13 protein-coding genes are annotated in these 12222 nt (G+C 72.6%); 8 read left to right on the top strand and 5 right to left on the bottom strand.

Going from position 1 to position 12222, the window contains the following annotated elements:
- Positions 1-15: 15 nt before the first annotated feature.
- Entirely contained in the window at positions 16-600 is a 585-nt protein-coding gene (locus tag RIU97_RS27930; protein ID WP_404960342.1) for an RICIN domain-containing protein, read from the top strand.
- 101 nt (positions 601-701) lie between these two features.
- Here RIU97_RS27930 and RIU97_RS27935 read toward each other — a convergent pair whose 3' ends face one another.
- A complete protein-coding gene (locus RIU97_RS27935) occupies positions 702-1346 on the bottom strand; it encodes a class I SAM-dependent methyltransferase (RefSeq protein ID WP_404960344.1) in 645 nt (214 codons plus the stop codon).
- Between the two features lie 167 nt (positions 1347-1513).
- On the opposite strand from RIU97_RS27935, the gene RIU97_RS27940 reads away from it, so the two are divergent.
- The 7 genes from RIU97_RS27940 (at position 1514) to RIU97_RS27970 (ending at position 10155) form a co-directional block, all read left to right on the top strand.
- Positions 1514-2590, top strand: a complete 1077-nt coding sequence (locus RIU97_RS27940; protein WP_404960345.1) for a right-handed parallel beta-helix repeat-containing protein — start codon at positions 1514-1516, stop codon at positions 2588-2590.
- Between the two features lie 96 nt (positions 2591-2686).
- On the top strand, positions 2687-3535 hold the full coding sequence (locus RIU97_RS27945) for a helix-turn-helix transcriptional regulator (protein ID WP_404960346.1): 849 nt from the start codon (positions 2687-2689) through the stop codon (positions 3533-3535).
- Complete coding sequence (locus tag RIU97_RS27950; protein ID WP_404960347.1) at positions 3495-3761, top strand: DUF397 domain-containing protein; 267 nt, start codon at positions 3495-3497, stop codon at positions 3759-3761. Before RIU97_RS27945 ends, RIU97_RS27950 begins: the two co-directional genes overlap by 41 nt.
- 43 nt (positions 3762-3804) lie before the next feature.
- A complete protein-coding gene (locus RIU97_RS27955; RefSeq protein ID WP_404960348.1) occupies positions 3805-5454 on the top strand; it encodes a serine/threonine-protein kinase in 1650 nt (549 codons plus the stop codon).
- 761 nt (positions 5455-6215) lie between these two features.
- Positions 6216-8348, top strand: coding sequence for an acyl-CoA dehydrogenase (locus RIU97_RS27960; protein ID WP_404960349.1), 2133 nt, complete (start codon positions 6216-6218; stop codon positions 8346-8348).
- A 12-nt stretch (positions 8349-8360) separates the two neighbouring features.
- The gene (locus RIU97_RS27965; RefSeq protein WP_404960350.1) at positions 8361-9557 is read left to right on the top strand and encodes a lipid-transfer protein; all 1197 of its coding nucleotides are present in this window, start codon (positions 8361-8363) and stop codon (positions 9555-9557) included.
- Between the two features lie 82 nt (positions 9558-9639).
- On the top strand, positions 9640-10155 hold the full coding sequence (locus tag RIU97_RS27970; RefSeq protein WP_404960351.1) for a hypothetical protein: 516 nt from the start codon (positions 9640-9642) through the stop codon (positions 10153-10155).
- Positions 10156-10193: 38 nt separating this feature from the next.
- Here RIU97_RS27970 and RIU97_RS27975 read toward each other — a convergent pair whose 3' ends face one another.
- From RIU97_RS27975 to RIU97_RS27990, 4 genes are all read right to left on the bottom strand, one after another.
- Complete coding sequence (locus RIU97_RS27975; RefSeq protein ID WP_404960352.1) at positions 10194-10622, bottom strand: hypothetical protein; 429 nt, start codon at positions 10620-10622, stop codon at positions 10194-10196.
- Positions 10623-10824: 202 nt separating this feature from the next.
- Positions 10825-11124, bottom strand: coding sequence for a hypothetical protein (locus RIU97_RS27980; RefSeq protein WP_404960353.1), 300 nt, complete (start codon positions 11122-11124; stop codon positions 10825-10827).
- Positions 11111-11656, bottom strand: a complete 546-nt coding sequence (locus RIU97_RS27985) for an RNA polymerase sigma factor (RefSeq protein ID WP_404960354.1) — start codon at positions 11654-11656, stop codon at positions 11111-11113. The genes RIU97_RS27980 and RIU97_RS27985 overlap by 14 nt, the downstream gene beginning before the upstream one ends.
- Positions 11657-11814: 158 nt before the next feature.
- Positions 11815-12168 (bottom strand): DNA-binding response regulator, encoded by a 354-nt coding sequence (locus RIU97_RS27990; protein ID WP_404962963.1) that lies wholly within the window; start codon positions 12166-12168, stop codon positions 11815-11817.
- Between the last annotated feature and the right edge of the window lie 54 nt (positions 12169-12222).

The raw sequence follows: 12222 nt of genomic DNA on the forward strand, positions 1-12222 counted from the left end.
AGGGGGATCCTCTTCATGCAGCTCAAGCGAACCCTTGCCGTCGGCGCGTCCGTCTTCGCCCTGTCCCTGTTCCTCGCACCGGCGTCGGCGACGGCGCTGGAGGGCGAGACCGGCGGCAGCGTCTCGGCGGCGCTCCTGGCCCAGGTCATGGAAGGGGGCGGGGTGGCGGACCTCGCCCTCCAGGCCGAGCCCGCCATCGGCGTCATCTACAACGCGCCGAGCGGCAAGTGTCTGGAGATCTCGAACTCCTCCACCGCCAACGGTGCGCGGGCCCAGCAGTGGGCCTGCAACGGCCAGGCCGGCTCGAAGTGGGGCATGGCCGACGCGGGTGGCGGCACCTACTACCTCGTCAACGCCCACAGCGGAAAGTGTCTGGAGATCGAGAACTCCTCCACCGCCAACGGTGCGCGGGCCCAGCAGTGGGACTGCAAGGGCCAGGCCGGCTCGAAGTGGAAGTTCTACGTCCACAGTGGCAACGCCGCGACGGTAGTCAATGCCAAGAGCGGCAAGTGCCTGGAGGTCGAGAACTCCTCCGGCGCCAATGGTGCGCGGGTCCAGCAGTGGACCTGCAACGGACAGGTCGGATCGTACTGGCGCTGACCTCCACGCTCAGCCCGAGAGGCATGACCTCCGTGCGGTCCGGACCGGACCGCACGGAGGTTCCTTCATGCCCTGATCGGAGCCGGAGCCGGAGTCGGTGCCTAGATGCCCGACCCGGTGCGGCGCAGCACGCGCAGCGAGTCGGTGACCGAGATCTCCTCGAAGGCGCCGGAGGCGAGGGCGCGCAGGTAGATCCGGTACGGGGCCTGCCCGCCGTCGGCCGGATCCGGGAACACGTCGTGGATGACCAGGGTCCCGCCCTCCGCGACGTGCGGGGCCCAGCCCTCGTAGTCGCCGGTGGCGTGCTCGTCGGTGTGGCCGCCGTCGATGAAGACGAAGCCGAGCTTGCCGCCCCAGGCGGCGGCGACCTGTGGGGACCGGCCCACGATCGCGATCACGTGGTCTTCGAGACCGGCGCGGTGCAGGGTCCGGCGGAAGGTGGGCAGCGTGTCCATCAGGCCGATCTCCGGGTCCACGACGCCCGGGTCGTGGTACTCCCAGCCCGGCTGCTGCTCCTCGCTGCCGCGGTGGTGGTCGACGGTGATCGCCGCCACGCCGGCCTCGCGGGCGGCGTCGGCCAGCAGGATGGTGGACCGGCCGCAGTACGTCCCGACCTCCAGCAGCGGCAGCCCGAGCCCGGCCGCGGCCGCGGCCGCCTCGTACAGCGCGAGCCCCTCCCGTACGGGCATGAACCCCTTGGCGGCCTCGAAGGCGGCGAGGGTCTCCGGCTTGGGGTGGGCGGCCATGGGTTCCTCCTGAGCTGCGACTGGTCGGCCCATGCTGCCCTACCGCCGGGTAGGGATCCATGCCGGGGCCCGGGTGGAAGGGGCGGTCTGGTCCTTGCGGGGGACAGCGCTCGGAGCGTCCCGTTTCACACCACGGACTTTTTGCCTATTTGCGTACTTTGACCGTCATGAGCAAGATCAGAACTCTCGCGGGCACCGTGGCAGCCCTCGCGACCGTGGTCGCCCTGCCCGTCACCGACGCCCACGCGCAGGCGGTCGTCCTGTGCAGTCAGACGGCCCTCAGGGCCGCCATCACCCAGGCGAACGCCGCCCCCGGCCCCAACACCCTCTTCCTCACCCCCGGCTGCACCTACAACCTGACCGCCCCCGACAACCCGGGCAACGGCCTGCCGGTCGTCACCAGCGACATCACCATCGTCGGCAGCCTCCTCGGCACCCGGAACGTCATCCGGCGCCAGTCGGCGAGCGCCTTCCGCATCTTCAGAGTCCAAGGACCGAACGCACGCCTGACCCTCAACAGCCTCACCGTCCGCGACGGCCGCTCGGGCAGCAGCGGCGGCGGGGGAATTCTCAACGACGGCGGCGCCCTCACGCTCAACTCCGTCGAAGTGACCAGGAACCTCTCCGACATCGGCGGTGTCGGCGCAGGTATCGGCAGCAACAGCACACTGACCCTCCGCAACAGCACCGTGAGTTTCAACCGGTCCACCAACAACGGCGGCGGCCTCTACTCGTCCGGCACCACGACGATCTCGAACACCACTATCGCCGGGAATACCGCCAAGGACGGTGGCGCCGGGATGGAAGTGCGGGGCAGTCTGACCCTCACCAATAGCCGCGTGACCGATAACGCCGGCGGTGAGGACGGTGGCGGCATCCTGTCCTTCGCCCTGACGGGCACCATCACGGACACCCTCATCCAAGGCAACACCATCGCCGGTGACGGCCTCGTGGGCGGCGGAATCCGGAACGCGAGCGGCAGCACGCTCACCCTCGAACGGACCACCGTCTTCGCCAACAGGGCCCTCGGCAGCGGCAGTCAGGCCGGGGGGATCTCCAACGTCGGCGCCGGCAGCACGGTCAACCTCAGGAACAGTTCGGTCTCCTACAACTACGCCAAGGCGGCCCCGGGCGGCATCCTCAACGACGGCGGCACCGTCTCCCTGACCGCAACTTCCGTCGAGGAGAACTACCCGACCAACTGCTCCCCGAGTGCCCCGGCGGTGGCCGGCTGCACGAACTGACCGAAGCCGGGCCGATTGCGTGATTCAGGCCACCTGTCCGCAGCCGGGCGATTACGCTCGGCTACGGAACCGCAACTGGCATGGGGGTGACCGTCCATGGTCGGCGTACGCGATCTCGATCCCAGCGCCTCACCGCTGGATTACTACGGCTACGAACTGCGCCGGCTGCGCGAGGGCGCCGGGCTGAAGCAGTCGCAGCTGGGCGACATCATCTACTGCACCGGCTCACTGATCGGCCAGGTGGAGAACACGAAGCGGGTGCCGACCCGGGACTTCTCGGAGCGGGTGGACGCGGCGCTGGGCACGGACGGGCACTTCTCCCGGCTGGTGGGGCTGGTCCTGCGGAGCCAATTGCCGACGTGGTTCCAGGCGTACGCGGAGATGGAAGCCCGCGCGGCGTACATCTCCACGTTCCAGGCGCAGTTGATCTATGGGCTGTTGCAGACGGAGGAGTACGCGCGGGCGGTGCTGGGCGTGCGGAACGAGGAGGGGCTCGACGGGAGGGTGGCCGCGCGGATGGAACGGCAGCGGATCCTCGACCGAGAGAACCCGCCACTGATGTGGGTCGTGCTCAGCGAGGCCGTACTGCACCAGGAGATCGGCGGCCGGGAGGTCATGCGGAACCAGCTCGCCCACTTGTTGGACTTGCGGAGGCGGGAGTGGGTGCAGGTGCAGATCCTGCCCTTCGATGCGGGCGCCCATGCCGGACTGCCTGGCTCGTTCACCGTTCTGCGCTTCGACGACGACCCGGACATCGTCTACACCGAGGACTTCGTGCAGGGCCACATGACGGCCAATCCTCAGGCTCTCAGGGAAGGTTCGCTCCGATACGATCATTTGCAGGCCGCCGCGCTCTCCCTGGATGACTCGGCGGCGCTGATCGCCCGCGTATTGGAGGAGCGCTATGGACACCAACCAGCACCTGACGGGCGCAAAGTGGCGTAAGTCCTCGTACAGCTCCGACACCGGCGGGGAGTGCGTCGAGTGCGCCCCGCTCGGCGCAGCTACGTGGCGCAAGGCCTCTTCTAGCGGCGACACCGGCGGCGACTGCGTCGAGGTCGCCGCTCAGCCCTGTCTCGTCGCCGTCCGGGACTCCAAGAACCCCGACGGTCCCGTCTTCACCGTCCACCCTGCGGCTTTCGCCACCTTCGTGAGGGCCGTCTCTGTATGATCCGCTCCCTACTGGGGGCAGGGGATCTGGGGGAGCAGAGGCTATGGAGCACGTAGGGCCGGGCGGCCCGACGCACGTGGGGCCGTTCGAGGTCGTCGGCGTGCTCGGGCAGGGCGGGATGGGCCGGGTGCTGCTGGGCGCCGGGCCGGACGGGCGGCTCGTCGCCGTCAAGCAGGTGCTCGCGCACTTCGCGGACGACGAGGGCTTCCGGGCCCGGTTCCGGCGTGAGGTCGCCGCCTCGCGCAAGGTGTCCGGGGCCTACACGGCCGCGGTCATCGACGCCGATCCGGACGCGCCGACGCCCTGGCTGGCCTCCGTCTTCGTGGCCGGGCCCTCGCTGGGGGCCGTGGTCAAGGCGGTCGGGGTGCTGCCGGAGGACGTCGTACGCCGCCTCGCGGCCGGCCTCACCTCGGCCCTGGCGGAGATCCACCGGGCCGGGCTCGTCCACCGGGACCTCAAGCCCGACAACGTGCTCCTCGCCGAGGACGGCGTACGCGTCATCGACCTCGGCATCGCACGGGTCACCGAGGGCGAGGCCGAGGGCGACACCGGGCTGACGCGTACCGGGTGGGTCCTCGGTTCGCCCGCGTACATGTCGCCCGAGCAGGCCGAGGGCAAGCCGCTCACGCCGGCCAGCGACGTCTTCTCGCTCGGTTCCGTCCTGGTCATGGCGGTGACCGGCCGCAGTCCCTTCGCCGGTACCTCCACCCTCCAGACGCTGTACGACGTGGTGCACGGGGAGCCGGACCTGAGCGGGGTCCCGGCGGGGTTGCGCGACCTCGTCGCGCGCTGCCTGGCCAAGGACCCGGAGGCCAGGCCGTCCCCGGCGGAGCTGCGCGAGCTGATCGGGCCGGTGGGCCCGGCGGGGCGGCAGTGGCCCTCCGCCGTGTACGGGATGCTCGCCGCGCAGCGGGCGCAGATCGACGGGCTGCTGGGCGGCTGCCCGGCCGAGTCGTCGGGGCCGCCCTTGCCGGAACCGGACCCGGAGCCGGAACGGGCGCCGGAACGTGTGCCGGTGCCGGAGCCCGGTCTTGAGCCGCAGGACGACGTGGCCGCCGCGGCGACGGAGGCGGCCCCCGTTCCCGTCCCGCGGATACCGCCCGTCCCGACCGTCCCCCCGGACGTCATCCGTCCCCGCGGCCCGTGGCGCGGTCCGCGCCGGATCGCGGCCCTGGCGGCGGCCGGTGCCCTCCTCGTTGCCGGTACCGGGGTCGCGCTGTACGTACGGGACCGGGCCACGGCTCCCATCGCCTACACAGCCCTTCCGACCTGCCAGCAGGCACACGGGAAACTGCCGCTGGAGCTGCTGGCGTCGAGTCGCGATGCCCGGTCCGAGACCCGCGAGGGCATGACGGCGGGCTGCAACTGGGACGGGCGCGGGAACGCCGAGTCGCCGGTCGCGCTGGTCCGGTGGGACCTGAGCCTCGGTGGGGACGCGGCGGGCAACGCGGGTACTCAGCGGGAGCGATTCCTCCTGGAGGCGACCGGTCAGCGCGAGGCGCCCCGCCTCGGGTTCGGTACCGAGGCCTACTGGGGGTCCTCCAGTGCCGACTGGACCTGCGTCCTCGCCGTACGTGAGGGCAATCTCTCGGTCTGGGTGGGCCTCCGGGCGAAGCCGTACACCAAGGGAGCCTGCGAGACGAAGGCGAAGGAGGTCGCCCGCGCCGCGCTGAAGGCCGCCCCGCGCCGCTGACCCGCGCCGACCGGCCGACCCAGCGGCCCACCTGGCGGTCTACCCGGCCGACGGGCGCAGGCGGCGGCCGTTTGCTCGTGCCGCAGGCGAGGCAGACCATCCAGTCGCCCAGCGAGCCGTCCTGCTGGATGCGCGGTTCGGACGCGACGTTGGACTCCTCCTCACCGCAGAACATGCAGTCGCCGTCCTCGCCGTCCTCGCCGTCCTCGCCGTCCTCGCCGGCCAGGCGCCGCAGCGGGGCCGGCGGTTCGCCCTGGCGACGCTCGCAGCCGAGCCAGCCGCACCCCGGGCACTCCCACCACGCGGCGGCATCGGAGCCGGGGCGTACGCGCTGCGGCCGACGGGCGGCGGAGCCGAGTTAGCCCGCCGATCGGAGGAGGAGCTGGGCAAGTACGCGAGGCTGGAGCCCTGTTCGGAGGCAGTGGGCAAGCTGGGGCTGCCGCGGCGGGACGAGGGCGGCGACCGCCATTCCGAGCACGCCCTCGGGGCGCAGACGACGTGCCGGGCGCGATCGACACCCGCTGGCTGGCGGACGCCTTCCGGGACGGGGACGGGCGGTCGATGCGGGAAGTGCTCGATCGCAGGGTGAAGGCGCCGGAACCGGCGGGTCCCGCCGGCCGGCACGCGTAACCCGGCTTCCACGGGTGGTGGACTTCGCGGGGCCCAGTCAGGCGGGGCGCGTGCCCCACTGAGCGGCTGCACGGGAAGAACACATCGATCTGACCTTCCGTCAGATTGGAACGTGTTCTAGTCTGCCGCGCATGGGCATCGGAATCACGCAGGAGCAGCGCGAGCTGGCCGAGGCGGTGCGGGGCTGGGTCGCCCGGGCCGTGCCTCCCGAAGAGGTGCGCAAGCTGCTCGACACCCCGCCGCAGACCGGGGCGCGGCCCGCCTACTGGGACGCGATGACCGCGCAGGGGCTGCTGGAACCGCACCTGGACGGCGGAACCCTGCTCGACCTGGCCGTCGTCGTCGAGGAGGCCGCCCGGGCCGCGCTGCCCGGGGCGTACCTGCCGAGCGCGCTGGCCTCCGTACTGCTGCAGCGGGCCGGCGCCGAGCCCCTCGACGGGCGGGTCGGCGCGGTCGCGCTGGGGCCCGGAACCCTGACCGCCGTGGCCGTCGAGGGCGGCGGGTACCTGCTCGACGGTCTCGCCCCGCCCGTGCTCGGCGCCGGCGGGGCCGACCTCGTCCTGCTCGCCGCCGAGGCCGCGCACGGTACCCGCTGGTTCGCCGTCGACGCCGCCGCGCTGGACATCCGTACGCACGAGAGCGCCGACCCGACCCGCCCCACCGCGGAGGTCCGGGCGCGCGGGGTCGCCACCGCCCCCGACCGGCTGCTGGAACTGGACGCGGCCCTGGTCCGCGACCTGGCCTGCACCCTCTTCGCCGCCGACGCCTGCGGCACCGCCGCCTGGGCCCTGCACACCGCCGCCGAGTACGCCAAGGTGCGCGAGCAGTTCGGCCGGCCCATCGGGCGGTTCCAGGGCGTCAAGCACCTGTGCGCCGACATGCTGGTCCGGCTGGAACAGGCCCGGGCGCTGGCCTGGGACGCCGCGCAGGCCATGGACGAACCCGCCGACGTGCGCTCGCTCGTGGCCGCCCTCGCCGCCGCGAGCGCCCTGGACGCCGCCTACACCTGCGCCAAGGACTGCATCCAGATCCTCGGCGGGATCGGCTTCACCTGGGAGCACGACGCCCACATCCACCTCCGGCGGGCGCTCGTCGCCCGCCAGCTGCTGGGATCCGGCGACGGACACCGCCTGCGGGCCGTACGGCTCGCCGCGGGCGGTGCGCGGCGCGAGCTCCGCCTGGAGCTGCCCGCGGAGGCCGAGACCCACCGCGCGAAGGCCCGTACCGCCATCGAGGACGCGCGCGGCCTCGACCCGGCCGCCGCCCGGAGGATCCTCGCCCCCACCGGCTACGCGGCTCCCTACCTCCCGCCGCCCTACGGGCTCGGCGCCGGACCCGTCGAGCAGCTCGTCGTCCAGCAGGAACTGGCCGCCGCCGGGGTCAAGGTCGCCGACCTCGGGATCGCCACCTGGGTCGTGCCCTCCCTCCTCGCCTACGGCACGCAGGCGCAGCGGGAGGCCTACGTCCTGCCGACCCTGCGCGGGGACGTCACCTGGTGCCAGCTCTTCTCGGAACCGGGCGCGGGCTCCGACCTCGCCTCGCTGCGCACCAGGGCCGAGCGGACCGGGGACGGCACCTGGAGGGTCAACGGACAGAAGGTGTGGACGAGTTCCGCGCACAGCGCCGACTACGGGATCCTGCTGGCCCGCACCGACCCGGACGCGCCCAAGCACAAGGGGCTCGGCTACTTCGTCGTCGACATGAAGAACACCCCCGGCATCGACATCCGGCCGCTGAAGGAGATCACCGGCGAGGCCCTCTTCAACGAGGTCTACTTCGACGACGTGGAACTCCCCGCGGACGCGCTGGTCGGCGCGGCCGACGGCGGCTGGAAGGTCGCCCGCAACACCCTCGGCAACGAACGGGTCCACATGGCCGACCAGATGACCTTCGACACCGGCCTGGAGGCGCTCCTCGCACGCGCCGCCGACCTCGACGGAACGTACAGGGCGCGGATCGGCGCACTCGCCGCCGAGGCGCACGCCCTCGCCTGCATCGGGCTGCGCACCACCCTCCAGCAGGTGTCGGGGCTGGAGCCGGGCGCCGGCGCTTCCGTACGCAAACTCGTCCAGACCCCGCACCAGCAGCGGACCGCCGAGCTCGCGCTCGAACTGCTGGGCCCGGCGGGCGCGGTACGGGAGGGGGCCGGGGAACGGGCGGTCCACGGCATGCTCATGTCCCGCTGCCTGACCATCGCCGGGGGCACCACGCAGGTCCAGCTCAACGTCGTCGCCGAGCGGATTCTCGGCCTCCCCAGGGACTAGGAGTCATCGGGCATGAAGTCGCACAAGTCGTACATCGTGGGCGTCGGCATGACGAAGTTCGAGAAGCCGGAGTCGCGGGACTGGCAGTACTGGGACATGGCGAAGGAGGCCGGGTCCGCGGCGCTCGCCGACGCGGGCGTGGACTACGGGCTGGTGGAACAGGTCCCCGTGGGCTACTGCTTCCAGGCCTCCACGGCCGGCCAGCGGGCGGCCTACGAGCTGGGGCTGAGCGGAGTCCCGGTCTACAACGTCAACAACAACTGCGCCACGGGCTCGACCGCGCTGATGATGGCGCGGCAGTTCGTGGAGGGCGGACTGAACGACTGCGTGCTGGCGCTGGGCTTCGAGAAGATGAAGCGCGGTGCGCTGGGGGGCGGGGCCGACGGCGGCGACTTCAAGACCTCCCCGGTCGCCCGGCACTACGGGATCATGGCGGCCGGCCACGGCTTCGAGATGTCCCCGCCGACCGCGCAGATCTTCGGGAACGCGGCGCGGGAACACATGGAGCGGTACGGGACCACGGCCGCGCAGCTCGCGGCGGTGGGCGCCAAGAACCACCGGCACTCGGCGAACAACCCGAACGCGCAGTTCCAGGACGTGTACTCGGTGGAGGACATCCTGGCGGCGAAGGAGATCCACGCTCCGCTGACGAAACTGCAGTGTTCGCCGACCTCGGACGGGGCGGCGGCGGCCCTGGTGGTGTCGGAGCGGTTCGTGGTGGCGCACGGGCTGCACGACAAGGCGGTGGAGATCGTCGCCCAGGCGATGACCACGGACACGGAGGAGTCCTTCGCGTCGGGCTCGTGCATCGACGTGGTCGGCAAGCCGATGACGGCCGCGGCGGCGCGGCGGGTGTACGAGGATTCGGGGCTCGGCATCGAGGACGTGGACGTGGTGGAACTGCACGACTGCTTCTCGATCAACGAGCTGCTGACGTACGAGGCGCTGGGCATGTGCGGGGAGGGGGCCGCGGGCAAGCTGGTGGAGAGCGGGGCGACGACGTACGGCGGGCGGTGGGTGGTGAACCCCTCCGGGGGGCTGATCTCCAAGGGGCACCCGCTCGGCGCGACGGGGCTGGCGCAGGCGGCGGAGCTGGTCTGGCAGCTGCGGGGCCGGGCCGGGGCGCGGCAGGTCGACGGTGCGCGGGTGGGCCTCGCCCACAACATCGGGCTGGGCGGGGCCGCGGTGGTGACGTTGCTGCGGAGGTAGCCGCCCGGACCCGCGCCCCCCACGCCGGCGGGGACGGGAACGCGCTTTCGGCCACGGGGGCGGAGCGCTAGGCTCCGCCCCCGTGAGCGAGACACGCGAGGCGTCCTTCGGCGCCACCGGCAGCCTGACCAGGGACGAGTACGACGAGGCCGCCAAGGCGGCGGGGCTGTTCCGGCGGGGCCGGGCGGTGGCCGCCCTCGGTACGGTCTTCCTCGCCGCGGCGAGCGTGGCGCCGTCCCCCGACGGTCTCACCGTGCACCCCGTCCCCCTCGGGATCGCGGTGGCGTACGGCCTCGTCGTGCTGCTGGTCCTGCCGCGGTGGGTGGTGGCCCGGGGCTTTCGCACCGGCCGGGCCTCCGAGGAGAAGCGGGTCGTGGTGGACGGTGCGGGCATCGAGGTGTTCCGCGGCGGGGAGTCGCAGCGGATCGTGTGGGACGAGGTGCGCTGGTACCACGAGACGCCCCGGCTGCACGTGTTCGTGAGCCGCTCGCGCCGCCGGAGGTGTCTCGTGGTGCTGCCCAAGCGGCTGTTCGCCGCCCCGGGCGAGAGCGACCTCCTCGCCGTCTTCGCGCACGCGCGCGCCGGAGACCGCTCGTAGCGCCTCGGCCCGTCCCGGGCCGCCCCGGCCCGGCCCGGTCAGAGCTTTTCGATGTCCTTGTGCACCACGTCGGAGCCGGGGTGGTCGCCGGCCAGGCGCACCTTGAGCGGGTGGCCGGCCGGCGCCTTGATGATCCGGTCGGGGTGCTCCTCCAGACCGGTGCCGTTGCAGGAGGGCTCGCTGGTCAGGTTGGTCCAGCCGTCCGCGCCGTGCGGGTCGTTCCACGACACCCAGGCGCAGTCGCGCTCGCCGCTGGTGATGTGCACCGAGATGATCCTGACCGAGTTCACCGCGCCGTCGACGCGCTCGTAGAACACCGTCCCGATGTTGTGGTGGAGGCCCTTGCCGGCCTCCAGGTCGACCTGGAGGACCGGGCCGGCCGGGGTGTCGGCAGCGGCCGGAGCCGCGCCTCCTGCGAGCGTCGCGACGATGAGCGCGGCGGTGGCGGACAGGGCGGATACGCGCATGGTTTCTGCCTCCACGAAGCTGGGTCGAGGCGTCTCATCCTGGTCCAGCAGGTGGACGCGCGCTGCGGCGGAATCCGTCAATCGGTGGCCGGGAGCGAACGGTTGGGCCCATCCCGGGCCGGCCCCGCCCCGCCGGGCGCTGCCCGGACCCTCCCCCCCCAGACTTCGTCCCGGGGGGACCCCCACTCACATGCCGGCGGGGCTAGGTTGCAGCCCGGCCCGGTTTCAGTTCGCAGCGGCCGTCCACGCACTCCCGTCGGAGCCGGCCACGGGAAAGGGTCTGGGCCAGGCCGATCGCCCAGCACGTCGGGCAGCCGCGCAGGGCGACCAGGCCGACAGGGGCGAGGAGCAGGGTGGCCGGGCCGAAGGCCGGGATCAGGGCGAAGGCCGCGATCAGCGCGCCGAAGCCCACCGCGCCGCGCGCCAGGTGCCGCGGCACGGACGCGCTCGCGAAATCGGAGCCCGAGGCGGACGGGGAGGAAGGGGCGTCAGTGGAGGGCACGGGTGTCTCCCAGGGAGTGCTGAACGGCCGCGCGGGCCCGGTGGAGCCGCGACTTCATCGCGGCCGTGCTGAGACCGAGGGACTCCGCGGCCATCCGTCCGCTGTAGCCCTGGACGTCCCGCATGATCAGTACGCGCCGCTGGTCCGCCGGCAGCGCGGCGATCGCCTCCGCCACCCGCCCCGCCTCCAGACGCTGCAGCACCTCGTCCTCGGCCGACATCACGGCGGTCTCGGGCAGCTGCGCCCGCTCCCGCGGCATCAGCCGGGCACGGCGCAGGCACTCGTTGCGGACGATGCGGAACATCCACGACGCCAGTGCCCCGGACGCCCTCAGCATGCCGATCCTGCGGTACAGGATGATCAGGGCTTCCTGGGCCGCGTCCTCGGCGTCCTCGCGCGACGCGCACAGTGAGTGCGCGAAGCGCCGTACGTTCGGGTGCGAGCCGGTGACCAGGGCGGTGAGCGAGTCGAGGTCACCGCCCTGCGCGGCGACGATCAGGGCCTCGCCGGGCCAGTCCGTCCGGTCAGCCACGGGTCCGGCCCCGTCCACGGCGCAGTACGAGGACGCACGTGCAGAGCAGGACGAGCGCGCCGGCACCCACGAGAACAGCGATCACGACAACCTCCGGGTCATGTGCCGACCTTGGCATCGGCACGTACACACAAGAGGCGCGACCCCTGCGAAAGGATTCACCCCAGGGACGGGTCGACCACCGTTTCACCCATCGAGGCGCGCCGGACCGAGTCCGCCAGGTCCTCGATCGGGCCGTCGCGCAGGATCAGCCCCGCGGCCCCGGCGGCGAGCGCGGCGGCGGCCAGGCCGGGGTGGGCCGAGCCCGTCAGGACGAGGATCCGGCACTCCGGGTCCTCCCCCAGCAGGGCCGTCACGGCCGCGACCTCCTCGACCAGCGCCACCGCCGGCCGGGCCGTCAGGTCGCGCACGACCTCGATGTCCGGCACGAGGCCGAGCTGGAGCGCCAGGGCCGGGTTCTGCGGATCCAGCAGGACCCGCAGGGCATGGGCCTGGCGGTGTTCCACGGGCATTTCGTCCACCGGGAAAGCCTATCTGACGTGAAGTCAGGAGTCTTCCCGGCTGGT

It is taken from the genome of Streptomyces sp. 147326 (assembly GCF_045000215.1).
In the GTDB taxonomy this organism is placed as follows: Bacteria; Actinomycetota; Actinomycetes; order Streptomycetales; family Streptomycetaceae; genus Streptomyces.